The following is a 23747-nucleotide window of genomic DNA, read 5'->3' as shown; positions in this document are numbered from 1 at the left end:
AATGATACACATGACGGCCATTCTTGCGCTGGCCACGACGCTTGGTAGCGCGGCGCTTGCCGAAGACGCCGAATTGGACAGCGGCATGATCCCCTCGCCTGTCATTCTCTTGCCGGACGACACTCCGCAGGCCATCGTCGTCTTGCTGTCTGACAAGGACGGCTGGCAGGGCCCCGATCAGAAGGAAGCCGAGCGCCTCAAAGCGAATGGCGCCATCGTCATGGGCATCGACACGCCGAAATACATAGATGCCCTTTCGCGCGACACAGGCGACTGCATCTACACCGTCTCCGACATCGAGGAAATGAGCCATCAGCTGCAGCGCAAGGCGCAAAGCACCACGGTGCTGCAGCCGATCATCGCCGGGCGCGGCGAAGGTGCTGCGCTGGCGCTGGCGATCCTCGCCCAGACCCCTAAGGCGACGATCGGCCAGACCTTGGCGCTCGATCCCGAAGCCGGCATCCCGCTGCTCAAGCCCTTCTGCACCCCGGCCACCAAGATCATTACGGGCGACCGCACGGTCTACGCCCTGACGGACGGCGATCTCCCCGATCCGGCGACCGTGCTGCTGACACCGGCGGCCTCCGCGGACGGTCGTGAGCACGTCGCGTCGCTCGCCTCCGCCCACTCCGAGATCGATATCCGCGAGCTGCCGGACAACGGCGCCACGGCCTTCTCAGGTGCAATCGATGAACTGGTTGCCGCCGAAAGCTCCAGCGACATGCCGCTCGGCCTTCCGCTTTCGATCCTGGATACGGAGCCGGCCCACGACACCATGGCCATCGTCTATTCCGGGGACGGAGGCTGGCGCGATCTCGACCGCGAAGTTGCGGGCTATCTGCAAAAGGATGGCATCCCGGTCGTCGGCCTGGATTCCCTTCGCTACTTCTGGTCCGAGCGGACCCCGGCCGAGACGGCGGCCGACCTTGAGAAAATCATCAAAGCGTACGAGAAACGCTGGAATGTTCGCCATGTGCTACTGGTCGGCTACTCCTTCGGCGCCGATGTCTTGCCGGCTGCTTATCGGAGCCTTCCAGACAAGGTGAAGTCGCGTGTCGCCCAGATCTCGCTCATGGCCCTTTCGCATCAGGTCGATTATGAGATCTCGGTGGCTGGCTGGCTTGGCGCGACCGACGGGAATAGTGCCGGCGATCCACTTAACGACATCGGCAAGATCGATCCGTCTCTGGTGCAGTGCTTCTACGGCGAGGACGAGGAAGATGACGCCTGCCGCGACCTCAAGGCAGGCAAAGTGGAAGCGATCGAGCTATCGGGCGGCCACCATTTCGATGGCGACTACCAAGCACTCACGCAGCGGATTGTCGACGGCTTGACAAAGCGCCTCGCCAACTGACCCCGGAAAATCAGCCGGCCCCCGTTGAACGGGGCTGGACCTGCACGCCAAATGTCTTGATCTGGGAATGCGACGGGGAGGGGCAAAGCCCCCACAGCTGAACCTTTGGCACTTGTTTGAACAACCGAATCCGGCCGCCAGCAGATCGGGCAAGGTTCAGTCGAAACCACAAAAAAGAAGTGGCGGCCTTACGGCCGCCACTCGTCGTCAAATCTATTTATACCTTTTGCCACAGTCCTGTCCCGGAGGGCAGATGATTATCGAGCTCCCGGACTTTGGTTTGCCGTTGTCCTTCGGCGGACGACCGGCATCCGGGTCGCGCCTCGGAGGGTGGCGAACGTCAGGATCGCGCGTCGGCGGACGACGAATGTCAGGGTCGCGCGTCGGAGGACGGCGAACGTCAGGATCGCGCGTCGGCGGACGACGAATGTCAGGGTCGCGTATCGGCGGGCGGCGAATGTCAGGGTCACGCGTCGGCGGACGGCGAATGTCAGGGTCCCATGCCGGCGGACGGCGGACGTCAGGATCCCATGCCGGCGGGCGGCGGATATCAGGGTCGCGTGCCGGTGGACGCGGGCGATAGTTGCCATCGGTCCAGCGGTCACGGTCGCGATAGAAATCGCGGCCTCGGTAATGGCGATCCCAATAGTTGCCGAGCGAGAAGGTAATCGTTGGAATGCCGAGCGGACGATAGTATTGCGGGTCGACATAAACCCGTCGCTGCGAATAACTGGTCTGGAGGTAGCTGCCCGACACCCAGCCGCGATAGCCGGCATAGGCGACATCGCACCAGTTGACCGACTGCATACAGCCCTGGATGTCGACGCGACTTCCGGCGGGGATAATAATCACGGCAGGATATTGCGTGCTCGGCCCGGAACGCATGTTAACATTGGCCGTCGAATAGGCATTTGCTGCAGCCGCCAAGCCTGGAAGCGCAGCGGTAAAGACCGCGGCAAGGGCGAATTTTCTGAGATAATTCATAAGGGTATCTCCTCGGTGCTCCGTTATCCGCCACATTTAGGCCTTTGCGAATGAACCGCTCATGAACGTGGGCGTCGACCTTGTTGTTCCCGCCCTCAGATTTTTTTTACTTCACGTTTTCCCCGCCTGACAAACCCGTGAGATACTCGTTCCTGCCCTGCCGCGGATACACCGGATAGCGTTGCCGGCGAGGTGGGGACGGTGCTGCGGTCATCCTTCTGAAACGCCGGAGGATGTCGCAGGCTGCCCTAAGTCGATCCCCCTCCCTGAACAAGGGACGTGCCTGTGCGGCACCCAAAGCGCCGGTCCTCGGCGCCGTAGAGGGAAAGGAACTGGGCGGCAAAGAACATCGAAACGGGGCGCCCTGCGTGTCACTGTTTTAAGTCTGTCCGGCATGCCGGGCGCCCCGGCCGACTGGTCGGAAGAAATGAAGAATGCGCAAACCACGGGGTTTTGGCCCGCGTGAACGATCAATCATGCCCTCGGAAAGGACCGATGCAATGGCGAAGCCTGACACGACCCATCTCGAGATCCTGCGGGAAAAGCAGCATGAGCTGCTTTGGCGGACGACCGCGACCTCCCTGCTCTATTTCCAAAGGGAAGCCGGCAGCAAGCCCTTTTGCCGCCATCGAAAATGCCACCGCGATCTGTTCTGCTGCGGCCCGATGATCGCCACCCCTCGCCAGGGTCCTGCGATCGCCAGGGAGCGGGAGCGCGGTATGAGCGGAGCATCGGTCGCCTGCTTGCCGCTGTGCATGTTGAATCTCGATGACAGGCAATTGGAGATCGTCCGCGAGAAGGGTATTCCCGCACAGCAGGAAGAATTGCTGAATTGGCAAGCAGCCGGAAAGGACCTCACCCTTTTCAGGCCGAATCGCCGTTGGCTACGCCAGCAGGTCAGATTGTCCCGTGGCGAACCGCACCCTTGACTTTGGCGCCCGATCGGCCGACTTGAATCCCGACATCCGTGCAGAGAGGATCCCACAATGAGCGCTGAGGCACGCACCACCATCGACCAGGCCGAAGTCGACCGCTTTTCCGCCATGGCGGCGGAATGGTGGGATCCAACCGGCAAGTTCAAGCCGCTGCACAAGATCAATCCGGTACGTCTCGCCTATATCCGCGACCAGGTCTGCGCCCATTTCGGTCGTGATCCGAAAGCCCATCGCCCACTTGAGGGTCTGCGCGTCCTCGACATCGGTTGCGGCGGTGGCCTGCTGTCCGAACCGGTCGCCAAAATGGGTGCCGAGGTGCTCGGCGCCGATGCGTCTGAACGCAACATCGGCATTGCCAGCACCCATGCCGCCCAGACCGGCGTTGTCGTCGACTATCGCGCCGTGACCGCGGAATCGCTCGCTGCGGCCGGAGAGACCTTCGACGTGGTCCTCAATATGGAAGTCGTCGAACACGTCGCTGACGTCGATTTCTTCATCACCACCTGCGCCTCCATGGTGCGCCCCGGTGGCCTCATGCTGGTCTCCACCATAAACCGCACCTTGAAGGCAGCGGCCCTTGCCATCGTCGGCGCCGAATATGTGCTCGGCTGGCTGCCGCGCGGCACCCACCAGTACGAGAAACTGGTCCGCCCGGAGGAGCTCGAAACCCCGCTGAAGACGAGCGACATGGAGATCGTCGAGATGAAGGGTGTGTTCTTCAATCCGCTGCAAAACCAGTGGAATCTCTCGTCCGACATCGATGTCAACTACATGGTTCTGGCGCGCCGCCCGGCAACCTCCGGCTCGGCCGCATGACGGGCCCCGCGAACGTCGTTTCCTTCTGGCTTGAGGCTGGACCGCAAAAATGGTTCGCCAAGGATGACGGCTTCGATCTGGCCATCCGCGACGGCTTTCTCGATACCCATTTCGCCGCGGCCCGCGGCGATCTGGCCGATTGGCAGCAGACGGCCGAGGGCAGCCTCGCCCTGCTCATCCTGCTCGACCAGTTCCCCCGCAATCTATTCCGCGGCAGCGGTCACGCGTTTGCCACCGACCCTCTCGCACGGATGATCGCCCGCAAGGCGCTCGAACGAGGATTTGATCGCGCCGTCGCGCCAGAACTTCGCCCATTTCTCTACCTGCCCTTCGAGCACTCTGAAGACCAGGCCGACCAGGCGCTCAGCATGCAACTCTTTACCGCTCATAGAGACGAAACCGGCGATACGGAAAGCCTGCGCTGGGCAGTCGAACATCGCGATATCATCGCAAACTTCGGCCGCTTCCCTCATCGAAACGCGGCGCTTGGCCGCGAAACGACATCCGCCGAACAGGCCTATCTCGACGGCGGCGGTTTCAAGGGATAAAGCGCGGTCGACCAAGCCGGAGAAATGATGGGGTCAAGCCGGCAAGCCGCGCACGAGTTGCATGAGGTCCGCCTGCCCTTCGGCATTCGCGGCGGAAATCGCCTTCACCCGCGCCCGGTCGATGGCGTAAGGCCGCCCCTCCGGATCATAGGGCTGTTTGAAGGTGAAGGCCGCCGCCGATGGGCCGTCGTCCGCCAACCGCTCGAAACGGCGGACCGCCTCCACCCAGACCGGGTGCTGGCCAGCTTCAACCCAGAACAACACCAGCGCCGGCCATTCCTGTCTCACGTTCCAGTTTCGTGCGTTCTTCAACGCTTCGGCGTGGACGCCGGAATAGGAGAAGGCCATCAGGCTCTCGACGTCCTCCCAGAGCGACAAAGAAGACGGTCCTGTATCATGGCCGCTGCCGTTGAGAAAACGGGGGAATACCTGCTCACCCCAGCTCGTCGGCCCCGGTTCGCCACGATAGCCCGAGCGGCCGACGTAGCCGATGGCGCGTCTCGCCGCCTCGAAATTCAGCGGCTCGCGCTGTATGAAGCCGTCTACGGCCGGGTCGCCATAGGGGGCGACATGAATGCCGAAATTATAAATCGCGAGATGGTGGCCACAGCTCAATTGACGTCGTCCGGCAGCACTGGCAGCGGAGCGATCTCGATTCCCTCGTCGACCAGTGCCTTCACCTCCGCAAGCGAAGCTTCCCCGATGATGCCGCGGGCCTCCGTCTCGCCATAGTGGATCTTGCGGGCCTCCTCGGGAAAGCGCTCCCCGACATCCTCGCTATTGGCCCGGATAGAGGCGACCGCTTGCTTCAGCGTCGCCACAGCAACCTTCTGCGCCTCGCTGACCGCCAGCGCATGTACCGCCTCCTTGCCCCGCGCGGTCGAGACCGAAGGCGCCATCAGCACCTTCGTCACCTGCAGCGAGCCACAGACCGGGCAAGTCAGTAAGCCACCCGCTAACTGACGGTCGAAGTCGGCGCTCTCCGAGAACCATCCCTCGAAGTCATGCCCCTTTTCGCAGCTGAGCGAATAACGGATCAAACGGTGATGCCCCCCTTCGCGAGCTCGGGCAGTATGCTGAGGTCAAAGTCGCGGGCATTCTTGAGGTTCGGGATCTTGGCGCGCGCCGCCGCAACCGCCCCAACGTCAATGTCGGCAAGCACGATCGCTTCGCCAGTGCCGCCGGCACTTGCCAGCACCTTGCCCCAGGGGTCGACGATCATCGAGTGACCGAAAGTCTCTCGATCGTCCTCGTGCACGCCGCCCTGCGCGGCGGAAATGACGAAGGCACCGTTCTCGATCGCTCGGGCCCTGAGCAGCACTTCCCAGTGCGCTTCACCTGTCTGGCGGGTAAAGGCCGCCGGCGTCGTCAGGATCTGCGCGCCGGCAACCGCTTCGGCACGAAACAGCTGCGGGAAACGCACGTCGTAGCAGATGCCGAAACCGATCTTGGCGAACGGCAGGTCTGCGACCACGGCACTGTCACCCGGCCGGTAGACCGCGCTCTCGCGCCAGCTCTCGCCATTGTCGAGATCGACATCGAACATGTGGATCTTGTCGTAGGAGCAAATCTTCTTGCCATCCGGTCCGAACAGGAAAGCGCGGTTGGCGATCTTGCCGTCGGAAAGCAGGATCGCGGTCGATCCGACATGAAGATAGATCGAAAGTTCCCGCGCAAGATCCCCTGCGGTTTTGACGATGATATCATGTTCCTCGTCGCGCAGGACGGCCATCAGTCCCTGACGGTCCTTCTGCACGGCACCGGTCATCTCGGGTGTCTGGATATAGATAGCCCCATGGCTGGCCGCTTCACGCACGAGGCGGGCCATGGAAGCGGCATTCTTTTCCGGGTCTACACCCGAACACATCTGAACGGCGGCAACCTTGAAGGTCATGGATTCGTCTCCTCAGGCGGCCAGAAGGGCATCGAGCTTACCGGCACGGTCAAGTGCATGCAGGTCATCACACCCGCCGACATGCTTCTCGCCGATGAAGATCTGTGGGAAGGTCATACCGCCGTTGGACTTGGCGATCATCTCCTGGCGCATTTCCGGATTGCCGGTCGCGTCGTGCTCGATATAGGAAACGCCCTTGGATTCGAGCAACGCCTTAGCACGCGAGCAATAGCCGCAGCCCTGGCGGGTGTAGATGGTGACGGATGCCATATTGTTCTCCGGTCGGATGAGGCCGGCAAGGGCCGGAAAGGATATGAGTATCTCCGTCATATAGGACCGGAAACCGCCCTTGCAAAGGTCAAAACGGTCACGTCGAACGCACCCGCTCTCTTGAGCGCCCTGGTCGCGGCGCTGACAGTCGCCCCGGTGGTGAACACGTCGTCGACGAGCACGATGCGCCGGCCGAAGACCTGCGGCGAATGACCCTCCGGCACGTTAAAGGCGCCGCGTACGTTGAGCGCTCTGGCGTTCGCCGTCAGCCCGACCTGCTGGGCGGTTCTTTTGTTGCGTGTGAGCGCGAGCGGCCCGAAGGGCCTCCCCGAGAGCCGGGCCACATGCCTTGCCAGTTCGGCCGATTGGTTGAACTTGCGGGCAAACAGCCGCGTCCGGTGCAGCGGCACAGCGACGACCATGTCACAGTCCTCGAGCGCTTGCGCCGCCGCCCGGACCATCCAGCCGGCCATCATCGGCGCCAGATCGGTCCGGTCGCGGTATTTCAGATCATGCACCAGATCGCGCGCAATCCCCTCGTGGATCGCGACGCTGCGTAACCGGTCAAACACCGGCGGATGGGCGATCGCCTCGGCCGACAGCATGCCGGGACCCAGATCATGGCTGAACGGCGTGCCGAGCACCTCGCAGAACGGCCGCTCGATGAAACGCATGGTCGACCAGCATGGCGGGCACAGTCCCCCATGCCGGCCGGTCAGACAATGGCAGTGGGCGCAACGCGGCGGAAAGACGATGTCGCGCAAAAATACCGCGATGCCGATCGGCACGGCGGTGCTGACGGATACGGCTTTTTGCACTATCTGACCCGACATGCGGTTGACTTTAGGCGCTTGCCGGCGCCTTTGCCAGACCGAGTTTTGACGGGAGTGGATGCGGATGGAGCGGATTTTCGATCAGGATCTGGTGGCGGCGAACCGGCTGCGCGCCAAACGCCGGCTGAAACCCGGCAATGACTTCCTGCTGGATATAGCCGCGCGCGAACTGGCCGAGCGGCTCGCCATTGTCGAGCGCCGTTTTGAGAAAGCCATCGAACTGCATGGCGCAACCGGCGCCACGGCCCGGCTGGCGCTTCAGACGGGCAAGATCGACACCCTTGAGCGCATAGAAGCCCATGCGGACTTCTCCGACGCGGGTGAACCGCTGATCGAAGCCCCGTTTGAATCCGTGCCGCTCGAGCCGCAGTCGGTCAATCTCGTACTCTCGCCGCTGGCCTTGCATCTTGCCAACGACATCCCCGGCGTACTGGTGCAAATCCGCCGTGCCCTGAAACCTGACGGCCTTTTCCTCGCCGCCATCCCCGGAGCCGGAACGCTTGGCGAACTGCGCGACATCCTGCTCACCACAGAGATCGAACTTTACGGCGGGGCGAGCCCACGCGTCATTCCCTTTGCCGACATCCGCGACATTGGCGCGCTGATGCAACGCGCCGGCTTCACCCTGCCGGTGATCGACGAAGAGAGCTACACGGTCCGTTACGACAGTCTGTTCGCCCTTATGCGTGACCTCAAGGCCATGGGCATGGCCAATCCACTGAACGGCCGCAGTCGCAAGCCGGTCGGGCGGAAATTCTTCCTGAAGGCGGCTGAGCTCTATGCCGAGCGCTATGCCGACCCGGACGGGCGCATCCGCGCAACCTTCTCGATCGTCTATGTCTCCGGCTGGGCGCCGCACGAAAGTCAGCAGAAGCCACTCAAGCCTGGGTCTGCCAAGATGCGGCTGGCCGACGCGCTCGACCCGACCAAGGGCATTGCGCCAGCAAACAAGGGCAATGGCTGAAAGAGGGGAGTGCTTTTACCGCTTCCAGGCGTCGTCAATCGTCGTGCTGATCACTTGGAACATGCTGGCCAACGAATCGGAAAAGGCACCGAAACCAAGGATCAGCGCCAGCCCCATGATAGCCGCGATCAGCCCGTATTCGATTGCGGTGGCCGCGTCACGGTCGGCAATGAATTTTCGTACGAGACCCATTGCTTCTCCCGGTTCATCCGCTGCCGATGACACACTGTTTGACGCCCCCTGCCAAGCTCAGCAACCGTCGCCGACGATGCAGACCGACCCGGGAGTTTCCTGCAACACACTGCGGCGGATTGTATAGCGCTTGCCGCCATCCGATCGGCCGATCGAGCCGGTGCTCATCATGTCGACCTGATCCGGCTGAAAGGCAAGGCTGCGCTTTTCGGTCCGGTCGGCAAGCATAGGCGTAAGCACGAGCGAAAGCGCGATCGCCGCCATTCCGAACAATAGCGCGATGTTGAGTACACCGGTCTTCCCGGACAGTCGCGAAGACCGTTCTCTCGACCTGACGGTCTTCCAGAAATCGTCGTTTGCCATGATACGCTCCACACACACGCTTCGAACGCATGAACAACAGCCCTGAGGTTTGCCTCACGGCCGTAAACTTTGCGTTAAGAACGTTGGCAAATCACAGAAAAGGCTAAAGAAGATCCTGGAGGAACGGGATGAGCGGTTCGTCGGCCGGAGGCATAGGATAGTCGCGCAGGGCCTTGGCTCTCACCCACTTCACCGCCTGCCCCTCGCGACCATGGGCAATCCCCTCGTAACGCCGACAGATATAGAGCGGCATCAGCAGGTGGAAGGTCTCATAGGTGTGGCTGGCAAAGGTCAGTGGAGCCAGGCACGGCACCTTGGTGACAATGCCGAGTTCCTCTTCGAGTTCGCGAATGAGCGTCTCTTCCGGCGTCTCGCCCGGTTCGACCTTACCGCCTGGAAACTCCCACAGGCCGGCAAGCGCCTTGCCCTCGGGGCGCTGCGCCAAAAGGATGCGATTATCGCTGTCGACCAGCGCGCAGGCCGTAACGAGAAGAATGGGCTTGCCGTCGCGGCTCATGCGTTCGCTCCCTTACGCCAGTAGGCGTAGCGGTAGGCCTCGACAAAACCGAGCTTAGCATAGAGAGCAAGCGCCGGAGCATTGTCCGCGACGACTTGCAGCCAAGCGGTTCTCGCTCCCCGCATCCGCGCCCAGCGAAGCGCAGCCGTCAGGATTTCGAGACCGAGTCCACGCTGGCGGTGATCGGCCTTGACCGCCAGCGACATAATGCTGGCAAGGTCATTGTCCTGAACGCACAGCGCTACGGCCACAGGCCCTTCGGCTGGATCCTCGATGACGAAAAGCCCACTGGGCGGCTTGATCGCACTCACCACTTCGGCCAGTGCCGGCTTCAGCGCCGGATCACTACCGTGCACGATAAGATCGGCGTCGACATAGCGTCCGACATCGTGGCTTGGCAGATGGTCGAGCGTATCTTCCGGCAGTTCGATCGCGGTGAGGTCGCAGGTAAGGGTCATCACCTCCTCGAAGCGCTCCCAGCCATCGGCTCTCATCCGGTCGATGAGCGGCTTCGGTGTCAGCGGCGTCTCGCGCACGAGGATCGGTCGACCATGCGCCTCAAACTTGCGCGCTGCCTTTTCGAGCCGGACGGCGATGTCGCGGCTATCGGACGGATCAAGGGCGACGACGCAGTTTAGCCGCTTCGAAGGGTGGCCGCCGGAAAGGCGGATCTGCCAGCTTCCGTCATATTGCACCGACGTCGCGGGCCAGGCCCTGAAACCGACGGCTTCGAGACGCCGGACGAGGGGCAGGTTCTGATCGGTGGAGGCAGAGGGCATCGCGACAATCAACTCCGGTAGTCGCCGTTGATCGCCACATATTCCTTGGTGAGATCGCAGGTCCAGACCGTCGCCTTGCCCTCACCGAGGCCGATGTCGACACGGACCGGAATATCCTGTTTCTGCATGACCGCGGTGGTCGCGTCCTCGGAATAGGCTGGATCGCGCTCGCCGCCGACGGCGACGCGAACATCGCCGAACCAGATTGCCAGCCGGTCACGATCGGCCATTTCGCCGGACTTGCCGACGGCCATGACGATACGGCCCCAATTGGCGTCCTCGCCGGCAACCGCGGTCTTGACCAGCGGCGAATTGGCGATCGACAGCGCGATTTTCTTGGCGGCAGCATCGCTCTCGGCGCCGGTCACGGTGATCTCGACCATCTTGCGGGCACCTTCGCCGTCACGCACGACCTGGAGCGCCAGATCCATGAGAAGATCATTAAGCGCCAGCTTGAAGCCGGAAAGCGCCGGATCATCGGCCGTTTCGACCGTCTTCTGGCCGTCCGCGGACGCAGCCCCGGTAGCGAACAGCAACAAGGTGTCGGACGTCGAGGTGTCGCTGTCGACGGTGATCGCGTTGAAGCTCGGCTCGACCCCGGCCGAAAGCAGGCCCTGCAGTGCCCGCGCGGCGATGTCAGCGTCGGTGACGACGAAGGACAGCATAGTCGCCATGTCGGGCGCGATCATCCCCGCGCCCTTGGCGATGCCATTGATCGTCACCTTGATGCCGCCGATCTCGGCGGTGCGCGTCGCCACCTTCGGATATGTGTCGGTGGTCATGATCGCCTTGGCGGCTTCCAGCCAGAAGTCGCCCGTGGCGCCCGTTGCCATGTCGCCCAGCACGCCGGAGAACTTGGTCGCATCCAGCGGCTCGCCGATGACGCCGGTCGAAGCGAGATAGATCTCGTTCTCGTCGCAGCCCAGCGCCGCAGCAGCCGACTTCGCCGTCAGCGCGGTCGCTTCCTTGCCCTTTTTGCCTGTGAAGGCGTTCGCGTTGCCTGAATTGACCACGACGCCGCGCGCGACACCATGACCGAGGCTGGCGCGGCAATGATCGACCGGGGCCGAGGGACATTTCGATTTGGTGAAGACACCGGCCACCACGGCCGGACGATCAAACGCCATCAGCAGCACGTCGGTTCGGTTCTTGTACTTGATGCCGGCGGCGGCTGTCGCCATGCGGACGCCCCGGATTGACGGCATGTCCGGGTAAGACTTCGGGGCAAGGGGAGAAACGGTTGCGGACATCTTCACTGCCTGGAATGGGAGGGCCCGCCTGAGTGCGGGCCCGTGTTTCAATCGGAAGTTCTACCGCTCATTGCTGCGGCTTGTTGACGTCCTCATAATCCTTGCGAAGAGCCTCGTCGAGAACTTCGACCGTCTGCTCAGCCTTGGCCTTCTCGATGATCTCGAGATACTTGTCGCGCATCACCAACTGGCGAACCTGCTGGGCGACGGTATCATAGGCCGGCGGAGCGGCATCGCGCTTGTCTTCGACCTTGATGACATGAAAGCCGAACTGGGTCTTGACCGGGGTCTTGGAGTAGCTGCCCTTCTCCATCGCAAAGGCGGCTTCTTCGAACTCCGGAACCATGCGGCCCTTGGTGAAGTAGCCGAGGTCGCCACCTTCCGACTTGTTCGGATCGGTCGACTTTTCCTTGGCCAGTTCGATAAAGTCCTTGCCGGCATCAAGTTCAGCGATAATCGCCTTGGCCTCTTCCTCGGTCTTCACCAGGATATGACGGGCGCTGATCTCCACCTGTTTCGGCAGGGCGGCGACTTCCTTCTCGTAGCGCGCCTTGACTTCGTCCTCGGTGACGGCGTCGACGACGTGCTTTTTGAAATAGGTGTTGTGCAGCTCGCGGTCGGCGATGAAGGCCATCCGCTTCTTGAACTCGGCATCGTCCCTCAGTCCCTCGCTATCGGCAGCGCCGGCGAGCAGCTTGACGTCGATCGCGCCGGAAAGAGCCGCGACCTTCTTCTGCTCGTCGGGCAGTTGGGCGAGTTGAGGGTCGAGATTGGCGATCGCCAGATCCAGATCGGACTGGGTGATCTCCAGCTTGCCGACCTTGGCAACGACAGCATCGGCATCCTGGGCGAGAACCTGGCCCTGCAGCCCGATGAACACCACGCAAGCCGCAAGGGCAATTTTATGAAGGCGAAGCATTAAGAAACCTTTCGGAAGATGAACCGTTTCAAGACCGCTCGAATCGGGCGAAAAATTGTCAAACGCACGGCAAGGCAGGCTTTTCCGACCACCCTGTGGCGTTGACATCATTCGACCCCCCTCTTATCTGTCACGCAACCGCGCGTCCAGAGCCGTTTCCCGCAGCTCCGCGCCCAATCGTCGAAAATCGACGGTCGGTCGGGACGTGCAACGAATATGACGAAGGTCAGAAAGGACCGTCGAATGGTCAGTCTCGGTGGGCTCGCCCGCAAACTCTTCGGATCGGCCAACGAACGCCGCGTTCGCTCCTACCAGCCGAAGGTCGCCGCCATCAACGCTCTCGAAGAGAGCATGAAGGCGCTGTCCGACGAGGCTCTCGCCGGCAAGACGCAAGAGTTCCGCAAACAACTCGCCGAGGGCAAGAAGCTCGATGACCTGCTCGTCCCGGCCTTTGCCGTTGCCCGCGAAGCCGCGCGCCGTGCCCTCGGCATGCGCCCCTTCGACGTGCAGCTGGTCGGCGCCATGATCCTCAACGACAATGCCATCGCCGAGATGAAGACTGGTGAAGGTAAGACGCTGGTGGCGACGCTTGCCGTTTACCTCAACGCGCTCGCCGGCAAGGGCGTCCACGTGGTAACCGTCAACGACTACCTCGCCAAGCGCGACTCGATGACCATGGACAAGCTTTACAGCTTCCTCGGGTTGACGACCGGCGTGATTGTCCATGGCATTACGGATGAGGAGCGCCGGGCTGCCTATGCCTGCGACATCACCTACGCCACCAATAACGAACTCGGCTTTGACTATCTGCGCGACAACATGAAGTACGAGCGCGGCCAGATGGTTCAGCGCGGCCACAACTACGCGATCGTCGACGAAGTGGACTCGATCCTGATCGACGAGGCACGCACGCCCCTGATTATTTCCGGCCCGCTTGACGACCGATCCGACCTCTACACCACGATCGACGCCTTCATCCCGCTGCTGAGCGAGGAAGATTACGAAATCGACGAAAAGCAGCGCTCGGCCAATTTCTCGGAGGTCGGCACCGAGAAGCTTGAGAACCTGCTGCGCGACGCAAACCTCTTGAAGGGCGCCTCGCTCTACGACGTCGAGAACGTTGCCATCGTTCACCATATCAACAATGCGCTGAAGGCCCACAAGCTCTTCTCGCGTGACAAGGACTACATCGTCCGCAACGACGAGATCGTCATCATTGATGAGTTCACCGGCCGCATGATGCCGGGTCGCCGCTATTCGGAAGGCCAGCACCAGGCACTTGAAGCCAAGGAGAAGGTGCAGATCCAGCCCGAGAACCAGACGCTCGCCTCGATCACCTTCCAGAACTATTTCCGCATGTACGGCAAACTCGCCGGCATGACCGGTACGGCTTCGACCGAAGCCGAGGAGTTCAGTAACATCTACGGCCTCGAAGTGATCGAAGTGCCGACCAACCTGCCGATCAAGCGTATCGACGAGGACGACGAGGTCTACCGGACCACGGAAGAGAAGTTCAAGGCGATCATCGAGGAGATCAAGGACGCGCATAGCCGCAGCCAGCCGGTGCTCGTCGGCACCACTTCGATCGAGAAGTCCGAACTGCTCGCTGCTATGCTGAAGCAGAGCGGTTTCGACAATTTCGCCGTCCTGAACGCCCGCTATCACGAGCAGGAAGCCTATATCGTTTCCCAGGCCGGTGTTCCGGGCGCCGTGACGATCGCCACCAACATGGCCGGTCGAGGCACCGATATCCAGCTCGGCGGCAATATCGACATGCGCCTCGAACGCGAACTCGAGGGCATGGAACCAGGCGCCGAACGTGACGCGAAAGCAGCGGCGATCAAGGCCGAGGTCCAGGAACTGAAGGCCAAGGCACTCGCCGCCGGTGGCCTCTACGTCATCGCCACTGAACGCCACGAAAGCCGGCGCATCGACAATCAGTTGCGCGGTCGCTCCGGCCGTCAGGGCGACCCAGGCCGGTCGAAGTTCTACCTTTCGCTGCAGGACGACCTGATGCGCATCTTCGGCTCGGACCGCATGGATTCGATGCTGCAGAAGCTGGGCCTGAAGGAAGGCGAGGCGATCGTTCATCCCTGGATCAACAAGGCGCTGGAACGCGCCCAGAAGAAGGTCGAGGCGCGCAACTTCGACATCCGCAAGAACCTTCTGAAGTATGACGACGTGCTGAACGACCAGCGCAAGGTGATCTTCGAGCAGCGCATCGAGCTGATGGATGCGATCGACGTCTCCGCCACCATCGAGGACATGCGCCACGAAGTTATCGAGACCATGGTGCGCACGCATATCCCAGAGCGCGCCTATGTCGAGCAGTGGGACGTGGCCGGACTCAAGCAGCAGGTAGCCATCTCCCTCAATCTCGACCTGCCGATCGAGGCCTGGGCCGCCGAGGAAGGCATTGCCGAGGACGATATGGTCGACCGCATCACTGAGGCGGCTGACAAGGCGATCGCCGAAAAGGCGGAGCGCTTCGGCCCGGAGGTCATGTCCTATGTCGAGCGCTCGATCGTTCTACAGACGATCGATAACCTGTGGCGCGAGCACATCGTCAACCTCGACCATTTGCGCTCGGTTGTCGGTTTCCGTGGCTATGCCCAGCGCGACCCGCTGCAGGAGTACAAAGCAGAGGCCTTCGAACTGTTCCAGGCGTTGCTCGCCAATCTGCGCGACGCCGTCACCACGCAGATGATGCGGGTCGAGCTGGTTCGTGAAGCTCAACCCGTTCCGGCAGTACCGGAAATGCAGGGCCATCACGTCGATGCTACGACCGGGGAAGACGATTTCGGCGAAGAATCGAATGCCGCAGTCACGCCTTTTGTCGCGCCGGAGAACCGCGACCCCAACGATCCCTCGACTTGGGGCCGGGTCGGTCGCAACGACGCCTGCCCCTGTGGGTCGGGCAAAAAGTACAAGCACTGCCACGGCGCTTACGAAACCGCCTGATGGCGGGCGCTCTGTTCAGACGACTGTGCAAAGGTGGCTTCGCGGCACCTTTCTTTACTGAATGCACCGACGTACTCTATTGCAGCGACGGAACCGTTTCTTAACCGTGATCTGACAGGGTTCCCGCTGTTGTTCTAGCGTATCAAGTGGGCAGTACATGTCAGTCATGGCGGTCATCCAGACAGCGGAAAAGCTACTGCCGCCCGGCCTCCAACCGGCGTTGCACAGGCTCGTCTCCGCGTTGACCAACGACGACGAGACAGCGCGCGCCCAGCGCATGGCCCTGACCGCCTTCGCCATCCGCGTCGTCTCCGCAGCAATCGCCTTCGGTTCGCAGATCATCCAGGCGCGGCTAATGGGTGAGTTCGAATACGGCGTCTTCGTCTTCGTCTGGGTATTGGTCGTGCTGGTCGGCAACCTTTCCTGCCTCGGCTTTAACACCGCCGTCATCCGTTTCCTGCCCCAATATGATGCCCGCAATGAGCGTGACGAGATCCGCGGACTGACCAGCACCGCACGAATCTTCGCCATCTGTTCGGCGAGCCTTCTGGCGCTTTTCGGCGTTGCCTTTCTGCACTTCTTCGGCGACACGATTGACGCCTATTATATCATTCCGCTGTTTCTCGGCCTGTTCACATTGCCGATGATCGCACTCGGCGATGTGCTCGACGGCACAGCACGAGCCAACAACTGGCCGGTCACCGCACTGAGCCCGACCTATATCATCCGACCGATACTGATCCTTGGCTTCATGTTGGCCGCAGTCGTCTTCGGAGCACCACGGACCGCAACGACGGCGATGTTGGCCGCGCTGGCCGCAACCTATGTGACGAGCATCGGCCAGTTCTTCGCGATCGACCGTCGGCTGCAGAAACGCTACGTCACCGGACCGCGCAAGATCGATTTTCTTGCCTGGTTCAAGGTGGCGATACCGATCTTCCTGATCGAAGGCTTTAGCTTTCTCCTCACCAATTCCGACGTCGTGGTGGTCGGACTCTTTCTTGAGCCGGACCAGGTGGCGATCTACTTCGCGGCTGCCAAGACCATGGCGCTGGTGCAATTCGTCCTCTTCGCCGTCAAGGCAGCAGCAGCCCCACGCTACTCGGCCATGATGGCCAACGACGATATGCGTCCGCTCGCCGAGTTCGCCGGCGCCACCGCACGGTGGAGCTTCTGGCCCTCGCTCGTGGTCGGCACCAGTGTTCTGATTGCCGGCAACATGCTTCTATCTCTTTTCGGCAAGTCCTTCACCTCCGGCTACTGGTTGATGGCAATCCTGTTCGCCGGCAGCCTATCGAAGGCGATGGTAGGGCCCGGAGAAATGCTCCTCACCATGGCCGGCAAGCAGCAGCTTTGCGTGTTTCTCTATGTCGGAGCACTCGCCACCAATATCTGCCTCAGTGTAACACTCATACCACTTTACGGGCTGACCGGCGCCGCCACAGCCACGGCAGCGGCGATGATGGTCGAGGCACTTCTCCTGCATGTCGCTGTGCGTTTCTCGCTCGGCATAGTACTCTTCGCCTTTGCCGACCCGCTGGCGATCCTGAACAAGACGAGGGCGTCCTGATCATGGTGCAACCACCGATCTACAATGAAAACTCGAACAAAAACGCCAACCCACTGGCCGACAATCGGGCACGCGAGGCCGATGGCCGCCCCGTTGCTGATTTGCGTCTTGACATCGGCCGACCCGGACGACAGCTCAGCCTCTATCCGGGTCGGGTCGGTTATGACCTGCAGGAAGAACTCGACTTTCTGACCTATCGGGTGATGGAAGCCAATATCTTCTTCGCCCCGCGCTTCCTCGCGCCTGCTATGCCACGGCTCGATGACCGACAGATCCGGCTCGCCGTCATCCGCGATGAGAACGAACATCGCAGTCGCGTCCGGATGATGATGCCGTTCTCAATCGAGAAGCCGGGGTTCTCCGTCGGCCCCTCGATCCTGCGCGTGTGGTCAAACCCGTTCGGACCGCTGGGCACGCCGCTGGTGGACGCAGAGGACGCCGCCGAAACGATCGACAATCTGCTCGAGGTGCTTTCCCGCCCCGAGGCCAAGCTGCCAAGTGTTCTGGTATTGCCGGATCTGCGCCTCAACGGCCGCTTTGCCCAATTGATCAAGGCGGTTGCGATTGGCCGCGACTTGCCGCTGACCGTGACCAACACTTTCGCCCGGCCGATGCTGGAGAGTAAGGAAGATGGCGTCACCTATCTGAAAGGGACCATCTCCAAGTCTCATCTGCGTGAAATGCGCCGTCAGTTGCGCCTGCTCGGCGGCGAGGGCTACGTCACCTACAACGTTGCCCGCCAACCCGGGGAAATCCGCATGCGGATGGAAGAATTCCTCGCGCTCGAAGCGAGCGGCTGGAAGGGCCGCAAGCGTTCAGCCATGGTCATGGACCGTTTCCATGCCGCCTTTGCCCGCGAGGCAATCACCAACCTTGCGGAAGTCGACGCCGTCCGCATCCACACACTCGACCTCGACGGCCGGGCCATCGCCTCGATGGTGGTGTTCATCATGGCTGGAGATGCCTATACGTGGAAAACGGCCTTTGACGAACGCTATGCGCGCTTCTCGCCCGGCAAGCTGCTGGTCGCGGATCTGACCGAGTGGCACCTTGACGACCCTAATATCGAGCGCACCGACAGTTGCACCATGCCGGACCATTCGATCATGAGCCGCTTCTGGAAGGAGCGCGAGGAGATGGGAACGTTGCTGATCGGCCTCAAGCCGAATGCCGACCGCGACGTTCGCCAGGCCGCGACCCAGTTGCACATGTACCGTAACACCCGCAATCTTGCCCGCATCCTGCGCGAGAAGATTCTGTCGCGCCGCTTCACCGAATAGGGTCGCTGTGAACCTATTCGGCAGCGATAGCGAGTTCGCGATCGCGCAGCAGGCGACGGATCACCTTTCCGCTCGTCGTCAGTGGCATCTCATCGATGAACTCCACCTCGCGCGGATACTCGTGCATGGAAAGCCGCTGTTTGACCCACTCGCTGATCTCGTCGGCAAGCGCCGGGCTGGGCACATAACCGTCCGCGACAACGATGAAGGCTTTGACGATTTCAGTGCGCAGCGGATCGGGTTTGCCGACGGCCGCAGCGAGTCTGACGGCCGGATGACCGGCTAGACAGTCCTCGATCTCGGCCGGGCCGATACGGTAACCGGCCGACGTGATCACGTCGTCGTCGCGGCCGAAGAATTCCACATAACCGTTCTCATCCTGGCGACCGAGGTCGCCGGTCTTCATCCAGTCGCCGACGAACTTGCGCGCCGTCGCGTCCTCGTCGTTCCAGTAGCCGAGAAACATCACCGGATCGGGCCGTGCGATCGCCACCTCGCCGGTCTCCCCTGAAGGGACCTCGCGGCCCTCGTCGTCGATGATCGCCACGCGATGGCCCGGAACCGCGCGTCCGATGGCACCGGCCCTGGTGACGCCGAGACGGGCAGCCGAGCCGAGCACGAAATTGCACTCGGTCTGGCCGTAAAATTCGTTGGGCACGATGCCGAGCGTCGCCTTGACCCATTCATAGGTCTCGCGGCCGAGCGATTCCCCGGCCGAGCCGATACTGCGAAGCACGAGATCGTATTTCTCCAGCGGCCGGTCGACCGACTTCAGAAGGCGCAACGCAGTCGGCGGAATGAAGGCGTTCCGGACCTTCATCTCAGACATGATTCGGAATGCCGTATGGGGATCGAATTTTTGCGCCGGCGACGAGACGACCGGCACGCCGAGCATCAGTGCCGGAAGCAACGCATTGAGGAGACCGCCCGCCCAGGCCCAGTCTGATGGCGTCCACATCTTGTCGCCGTCCCTGGGCAGGAAATCATGCACCATCTGGAAACCAGGAATATGGCCAGGCAGGACCCGGTGGCCGTGCAGCGCGCCCTTCGGGGGACCGGTGGTGCCCGAAGTAAAGATCATCAACGCCGGCGTGTCGGGTCCGGTGTCGGCGACCGCAAAGACCGGTGGCTGGGCGTCGACCAGGGCGGCAAAGGAGTGCACCTCGCCCGCGGCGGCGGCGGTCGAGATCACGTGTTCAAGGGCAGGCAGGCGCGACCGGATTTCCTCGAGTCGCGAGAGACCGAAATCATTGGTGACGATTGCCTTGGCGCTCGCAGCGACCAGTCGGTATTCGAGCGCCTCGGCACCGAACAGCAGGGCAAGAGGCAGGGCGACCGCGCCCATCTTGTAAATTGCCACATGGGCAATCACCGTCTCGAACGATTGCGGCAGGAGAAGCGCGACGCGGTCGCCCGGCTGAACGCCCAGCGCAGTCAGCGAATTTGCGAATCCCGCCGACCTGGCCGCAAGTGTGCCGTAGGTCATCGACAGATGATTGCCGTCCGCCGAGAAATGCTCAAGGCAGATGCGGTCCGGATCGCGCCTTGCCCAGTCGTCGCTGACGACGCGGCCTATATTGAAGTTCTCAGGTATTTCCCACGAGAAATCGCGAAAAATGCGATCGTAGGAGCTGCTTTCGGGCAGAAACATGCCGGTTTTCCGTTTCACTTTGCCATTTTGCTACCATCCATTTCGCAATTGCACAATGGACACGCATAATGCACGGGGTCGGGCTACGGAGAGCGGAGAGCGCTGCTGGACACCCTTTGGAGCGGCATGCTAACCTTCCAGCGAAGGCCGAGGCTGGCAGGCAGCACATGACGCCCCCACCCTGAAGCGCCGCATCACCATGAATTCCTTATAGAGTTGGCAAAGAACATCCCATGAAATCCCCCGGCAAGAACACCCGTCTGGTTCAACCCGTCAAGCAAGTGACCGTGGATGCGGGGCTGCTACCGAAGAAGCTCAACGCGAAACGTGACCAGCCAGTCGAGGATCGACCGACAACGGCCAAGGTCAATATTTTCGCGCCCGTACATCCAGCTGTGGCGGCCAACCGCCAGGCCATGAAACAGCGGGCGATGCGATCGACGCTGATGCAGGTTGGCGCCGCCATCGAAGGCGGCGAAATGCCGGCGGCGGAAGCCAAGCGGCTGATCCTCGGGCGCGTGATCAGACACCTGGGGTCGATGGACGCCGCGGAAAAATGGTATCGCAGCCAGCACCTCGCCGAACTCGGCGACCGGACTCCGGCCCAGATGGTGCGCGCCGGCGAATTAAAGACGCTGCTGGCGCATCTGGATAAAGAGACCAGCACCAAGGGGTGAAGGCCTTGAGGACCCGGTCGGTGCTGGATCCCAGCCCGACGGGTGCGACACTACCACCCTGCCGTGAGCCGCCGCCCCGACATGGCCACGCTCATATGTTCAGTCGTCGAACGCGGCGGTATTACATTATCTGTTCCTGCCTGAACCTGGGCCCGACCACCGTATGCCCGGCCGAGGCTGCCGGACGCAAGAGCGGAGCGACGGCAAAGGGAATCGCCGTGTGATCGATCAAGGAACGGGAAAATGATCGCATGGTGCCCCATGCCGGAATCGAACCAGCACTCCTTTCGGAACTCGATTTTGAGTCGAGCGCGTCTACCAGTTCCGCCAATGGGGCACAGAAGCGTCATATGTCGGTAGGACAGCGCCGGACTATACGAAGCACGCCGACCCGGTCAACCGCCTTTTTCACCCGATCCCCGTTCACGCGATTTTTTTCGACCGGAATGATGCGTCGCAGCGTGAACCATTTACAGTCGCGCGGCGCTTGAATAAAACCGCTCGACCTTAAAGATCAGGATAAACGCCATGCTGCGTCGGCTCTATAACTGGACCATGTCACTGGCGGGAACGCGTCACGCCGAAAAAGCGCTGTTCGGCGTCTCCTTCGCCGAAAGCTCGTTTTTCCCGATTCCGCCGGATGTGCTGCTGATTCCCATGACACTCGCCAAGCCGGCAAACTGGATCAGGCTGGCGCTGATTTGCACGATTGCCTCGGTGCTCGGCGCCTTCCTTGGTTATGCGATCGGTATGTTCCTCTACGAAACCGTCGGCCGGCCGATCCTCGCCTTCTACGGCAAGGAGGACGCCTTCGAGCAGGTGGTCGCCTGGTATAACAAATGGGGTGGCTGGGGCGTGCTTTTCGCTGCCGTAACGCCCTTTCCCTACAAGGTTCTGACGATTTTTTCCGGAGCGACCGGCCTCAATTTCTTCGTCTTCACCGTGGTCAGCATCGTCGGCAGAGCCGCACGCTTCTTCCTCGTCTCCTGGCTGCTTGGACACTATGGAGAGCCGATCCGGATCTTCATCGAGAAATATCTCAGCCTTCTTTTCACCCTGTTCATAGTGCTGCTCATCGGCGGCTTCTACCTGATCAAGTTCGTATTCTGACGAGAGCGAGACAATGAACCTTCCAGACGCCCTCCTGAAATCCGATACCACTGTCGCCGCAGTCCTCACGCTTGGCATGGCGGTGGTCGTCGGCTCGGCGCTCGGCTTCGAGCATATCGGCGGATATATTCCCTGTGCGCTCTGCCTGTTGCAGCGCAATCCTTACTATATCGGCGTCGGCGTCGGCGCGCTGGCCGTGTTGTCGTCACTGTTCAAGCTGCCGCCGATCGTCACGCGCGGCCTGATCGCCGTCATCGCCGTCCTTATGATCGTCAGCATAGGGCTCGGCACCTATCACGCCGGTGTCGAGTGGAAGTTCTGGGAAGGTCCCGCCAGCTGCACGATCGGCGCAACGAGTGCGGAAGCGCCGGTCAATGTGCTGGAAGCGCTGAATTCGACCAAGGCACCGTCCTGCACCGACGCCACGCTGCGCGTGCTCGGACTGTCCTTTGCCGGTTGGAACGTGCTGACCAGCGCGGCGTTGGCCGCCATCGCACTGTGGGCAACATTCCGCAAACGTCCGGCGTAGCCGCGCACGATCGGCCCGAGCAGTTCCTCACGGCTGCAGTTCGGAATCCCAGTAGAGATAGTCGACCCAGCTCTCATGCAAGTGATTGGGGGGGAATAGCCGTCCGTTGTTGTGCAGGTCCTGCACGGTCGGGCGATAGGGCTTCTGATGCGGGAACATCTGCGCCTGTTTCGGCAGTTTGCTGCCCTTGCGCAGATTGCAGGGCGAGCAGGCCGCCACGACATTCTCCCAGGTCGTCTCGCCACCATGCGCCCGCGGGATCACATGATCGAAGGTCAGATCCTCGTCAGAGCTGCAATACTGACACTGGAACCTGTCGCGCAGGAAGACATTGAAGCGGGTGAACGCCGGATTGCGGGTCGGCTGCACATAGGTCTTGAGGCTGACGACGCTCGGCAGCCGCATGGAAAAGCTCGGCGAACAGACGGAGTGGTCGTATTCGGCGATAATGTTCACACGGTCAAGGAAGACCGCCTTGATCGCGTCCTGCCAGGACCACAACGACAAGGGATAGTAACTCAGCGGCCTGTAGTCGGCATTCAAGACGAGCGCCGGCAAGGACTGGGGTGAGACTGCAATCGTCAAGGCATTCTCCTGATCGATTCGGCACCTACCCTTTTATATTAGGTCCGTTATGACAGCCTTGTGAAGCCCCCCTTTCAAAGCCGACCATTCGGGCACCTCAGGCTCCCGCGGGAGCGGCCTCCCGGCCGGTGCGAGCGGCATAGTACGCCCAGAAAAGCCGCGCCGCGATCGACCGCCAGGGCCGCCACGCCTCGGCAAGCTCCGCCACCGTCCGAATGTCGGGGCGAGCCTCATGGCCGAAGGCGTCGCCGACGGCGGCACGAAGCGCCACGTCGCCGGCGGGAAAGACGTCGGGATGACCACAGCAGAACATCAGATAGACCTCCGCCGTCCACAGACCGATGCCCTTGAGCGCCGTCAGCCGGGTGATCGCCTCATCGGCGTCAAGGCTCGAGATGACGGAAAGGTCGAGAGCATTAGAGGCGACTGCGCGAGCGACACCCTCCAGCGTGGATGCCTTGGCGCGCGACAGGCCGAGACCGGCGACGACGGCGGCATCGAGCGCCAGATAGGTTTGCGCGCTAGGAGCCTCGCCCGTTGCCTCAAGAATGCGGCTCCAGATCGCCTCGGCGCTGGCGCGCGACACCATCTGCGAGACGATGATGTGGGCGAGCCCGGCAAAGCCGGGTTCGGTAAGTCGTAGCGGCAGTGGCGCATGGCGATGGGCGAGCGGCTCGAGGCGTGGATCGATCGCAACGAGCTGCAAGAGCCCGAGCGCCACATGGTCCGCAGTGGTGATGATCATTTCAGCCTCATCCCGCTCTTT

Annotated in this window: 26 protein-coding genes and 1 tRNA gene; 11 read left to right on the top strand and 16 right to left on the bottom strand. The window is 61.7% G+C overall.

The annotated features are described in order from the left end of the window. Position 1: 1 nt before the first annotated feature. The gene (locus RNA01_RS16450; RefSeq protein ID WP_170253488.1) at positions 2-1354 is read left to right on the top strand and encodes a virulence factor family protein; all 1353 of its coding nucleotides are present in this window, start codon (positions 2-4) and stop codon (positions 1352-1354) included. A gap of 213 nt (positions 1355-1567) precedes the next feature. Here RNA01_RS16450 and RNA01_RS16445 read toward each other — a convergent pair whose 3' ends face one another. After that, a complete protein-coding gene (locus RNA01_RS16445; protein WP_235916698.1) occupies positions 1568-2338 on the bottom strand; it encodes an SH3 domain-containing protein in 771 nt (256 codons plus the stop codon). A 500-nt stretch (positions 2339-2838) separates the two neighbouring features. Here RNA01_RS16445 and RNA01_RS16440 point away from each other — a divergent pair, with 500 nt between their 5' ends. From RNA01_RS16440 to RNA01_RS16430, 3 genes are read left to right on the top strand one after another with little or no spacing between them, the layout of a single operon-like run. Next, positions 2839-3267, top strand: coding sequence for a hypothetical protein (locus RNA01_RS16440; RefSeq protein WP_147181301.1), 429 nt, complete (start codon positions 2839-2841; stop codon positions 3265-3267). Positions 3268-3324: 57 nt separating this feature from the next. Beyond that, positions 3325-4089, top strand: a complete 765-nt coding sequence (ubiG, locus tag RNA01_RS16435) for a bifunctional 2-polyprenyl-6-hydroxyphenol methylase/3-demethylubiquinol 3-O-methyltransferase UbiG (RefSeq protein WP_147181300.1) — start codon at positions 3325-3327, stop codon at positions 4087-4089. Then, positions 4086-4637, top strand: coding sequence for a DUF924 family protein (locus tag RNA01_RS16430; protein ID WP_147181299.1), 552 nt, complete (start codon positions 4086-4088; stop codon positions 4635-4637). The genes ubiG and RNA01_RS16430 overlap by 4 nt, the downstream gene beginning before the upstream one ends. Before the next feature lie 33 nt (positions 4638-4670). On the opposite strand, the gene RNA01_RS16425 is transcribed toward RNA01_RS16430, so the two are convergent. The 5 genes from RNA01_RS16425 to RNA01_RS16405 are packed head-to-tail and all read right to left on the bottom strand — an operon-like array spanning position 4671 to position 7634. After that, on the bottom strand, positions 4671-5252 hold the full coding sequence (locus RNA01_RS16425; protein WP_235916696.1) for a DUF3291 domain-containing protein: 582 nt from the start codon (positions 5250-5252) through the stop codon (positions 4671-4673). After that, the gene (locus tag RNA01_RS16420; RefSeq protein WP_147181298.1) at positions 5249-5677 is read right to left on the bottom strand and encodes a DUF1178 family protein; all 429 of its coding nucleotides are present in this window, start codon (positions 5675-5677) and stop codon (positions 5249-5251) included. The genes RNA01_RS16425 and RNA01_RS16420 overlap by 4 nt, the downstream gene beginning before the upstream one ends. Then, positions 5674-6531, bottom strand: a complete 858-nt coding sequence (locus RNA01_RS16415) for a carbon-nitrogen hydrolase family protein (protein WP_147181297.1) — start codon at positions 6529-6531, stop codon at positions 5674-5676. Before RNA01_RS16415 ends, RNA01_RS16420 begins: the two co-directional genes overlap by 4 nt. Before the next feature lie 12 nt (positions 6532-6543). Then, positions 6544-6801 (bottom strand): glutaredoxin 3, encoded by a 258-nt coding sequence (gene grxC, locus RNA01_RS16410; protein ID WP_147181296.1) that lies wholly within the window; start codon positions 6799-6801, stop codon positions 6544-6546. 56 nt (positions 6802-6857) lie between these two features. After that, the gene (locus RNA01_RS16405; RefSeq protein ID WP_147181295.1) at positions 6858-7634 is read right to left on the bottom strand and encodes a ComF family protein; all 777 of its coding nucleotides are present in this window, start codon (positions 7632-7634) and stop codon (positions 6858-6860) included. Positions 7635-7698: 64 nt separating this feature from the next. On the opposite strand from RNA01_RS16405, the gene RNA01_RS16400 reads away from it, so the two are divergent. Continuing rightward, positions 7699-8598, top strand: a complete 900-nt coding sequence (locus tag RNA01_RS16400) for a methyltransferase domain-containing protein (RefSeq protein WP_147181294.1) — start codon at positions 7699-7701, stop codon at positions 8596-8598. 15 nt (positions 8599-8613) lie between these two features. Here the strand turns inward: RNA01_RS16400 and RNA01_RS16395 are convergent, their stop codons facing one another. From RNA01_RS16395 to RNA01_RS16370, 6 genes are all read right to left on the bottom strand, one after another. Further along, the gene (locus RNA01_RS16395; protein WP_147181293.1) at positions 8614-8790 is read right to left on the bottom strand and encodes a Flp family type IVb pilin; all 177 of its coding nucleotides are present in this window, start codon (positions 8788-8790) and stop codon (positions 8614-8616) included. Between the two features lie 57 nt (positions 8791-8847). Continuing rightward, entirely contained in the window at positions 8848-9153 is a 306-nt protein-coding gene (locus RNA01_RS16390) for a hypothetical protein (RefSeq protein ID WP_147181292.1), read from the bottom strand. A gap of 103 nt (positions 9154-9256) precedes the next feature. Continuing rightward, positions 9257-9670, bottom strand: a complete 414-nt coding sequence (mutT, locus tag RNA01_RS16385) for an 8-oxo-dGTP diphosphatase MutT (protein ID WP_147181291.1) — start codon at positions 9668-9670, stop codon at positions 9257-9259. Then, entirely contained in the window at positions 9667-10449 is a 783-nt protein-coding gene (locus RNA01_RS16380; protein WP_147181290.1) for a GNAT family N-acetyltransferase, read from the bottom strand. Before RNA01_RS16380 ends, mutT begins: the two co-directional genes overlap by 4 nt. Positions 10450-10457: 8 nt before the next feature. Beyond that, complete coding sequence (gene argJ, locus RNA01_RS16375) at positions 10458-11699, bottom strand: bifunctional glutamate N-acetyltransferase/amino-acid acetyltransferase ArgJ (protein WP_147181289.1); 1242 nt, start codon at positions 11697-11699, stop codon at positions 10458-10460. A gap of 67 nt (positions 11700-11766) precedes the next feature. Further along, positions 11767-12618 carry a peptidylprolyl isomerase gene (locus RNA01_RS16370; RefSeq protein ID WP_147181288.1) on the bottom strand — a complete coding sequence of 284 codons (852 nt, stop codon included), beginning with the start codon at positions 12616-12618 and terminating at the stop codon, positions 11767-11769. Positions 12619-12861: 243 nt separating this feature from the next. On the opposite strand from RNA01_RS16370, the gene secA reads away from it, so the two are divergent. The 3 genes from secA to RNA01_RS16355 all read left to right on the top strand — a co-directional run bounded on the left by secA (position 12862) and on the right by RNA01_RS16355 (position 18429). Then, positions 12862-15579 carry a preprotein translocase subunit SecA gene (gene secA / locus RNA01_RS16365; protein WP_147181317.1) on the top strand — a complete coding sequence of 906 codons (2718 nt, stop codon included), beginning with the start codon at positions 12862-12864 and terminating at the stop codon, positions 15577-15579. A gap of 157 nt (positions 15580-15736) precedes the next feature. After that, complete coding sequence (locus RNA01_RS16360; protein ID WP_147181287.1) at positions 15737-17149, top strand: lipopolysaccharide biosynthesis protein; 1413 nt, start codon at positions 15737-15739, stop codon at positions 17147-17149. 2 nt (positions 17150-17151) lie between these two features. Beyond that, complete coding sequence (locus tag RNA01_RS16355) at positions 17152-18429, top strand: GNAT family N-acetyltransferase (RefSeq protein ID WP_147181286.1); 1278 nt, start codon at positions 17152-17154, stop codon at positions 18427-18429. Between the two features lie 13 nt (positions 18430-18442). On the opposite strand, the gene RNA01_RS16350 is transcribed toward RNA01_RS16355, so the two are convergent. Then, entirely contained in the window at positions 18443-20080 is a 1638-nt protein-coding gene (locus RNA01_RS16350) for an AMP-binding protein (protein ID WP_147181285.1), read from the bottom strand. 233 nt (positions 20081-20313) lie between these two features. On the opposite strand from RNA01_RS16350, the gene RNA01_RS16345 reads away from it, so the two are divergent. Beyond that, positions 20314-20757, top strand: a complete 444-nt coding sequence (locus RNA01_RS16345; RefSeq protein ID WP_147181284.1) for a hypothetical protein — start codon at positions 20314-20316, stop codon at positions 20755-20757. 252 nt (positions 20758-21009) lie between these two features. On the opposite strand, the gene RNA01_RS16340 is transcribed toward RNA01_RS16345, so the two are convergent. Next, positions 21010-21094, bottom strand: a tRNA-Leu gene (locus RNA01_RS16340). Positions 21095-21285: 191 nt separating this feature from the next. Here RNA01_RS16340 and RNA01_RS16335 point away from each other — a divergent pair. Continuing rightward, a complete protein-coding gene (locus RNA01_RS16335; protein WP_147181283.1) occupies positions 21286-21867 on the top strand; it encodes a YqaA family protein in 582 nt (193 codons plus the stop codon). Positions 21868-21880: 13 nt separating this feature from the next. Continuing rightward, complete coding sequence (locus RNA01_RS16330) at positions 21881-22396, top strand: disulfide bond formation protein B (RefSeq protein ID WP_147181282.1); 516 nt, start codon at positions 21881-21883, stop codon at positions 22394-22396. Between the two features lie 27 nt (positions 22397-22423). On the opposite strand, the gene RNA01_RS16325 is transcribed toward RNA01_RS16330, so the two are convergent. Continuing rightward, positions 22424-22981 carry an HNH endonuclease gene (locus RNA01_RS16325; RefSeq protein WP_147181281.1) on the bottom strand — a complete coding sequence of 186 codons (558 nt, stop codon included), beginning with the start codon at positions 22979-22981 and terminating at the stop codon, positions 22424-22426. A 97-nt stretch (positions 22982-23078) separates the two neighbouring features. Then, positions 23079-23726, bottom strand: a complete 648-nt coding sequence (locus RNA01_RS16320; protein WP_147181280.1) for a DNA-3-methyladenine glycosylase family protein — start codon at positions 23724-23726, stop codon at positions 23079-23081. Positions 23727-23747: the final 21 nt, after the last annotated feature.

The organism is Paenirhizobium naphthalenivorans (assembly GCF_007992095.1).
GTDB classification, from domain to species: Bacteria; Pseudomonadota; Alphaproteobacteria; order Rhizobiales; family Rhizobiaceae; genus Allorhizobium; species Allorhizobium naphthalenivorans.
Note: the sequence above shows the minus strand (reverse complement) of the source record. Positions and strands in the feature narration are given on the sequence as shown.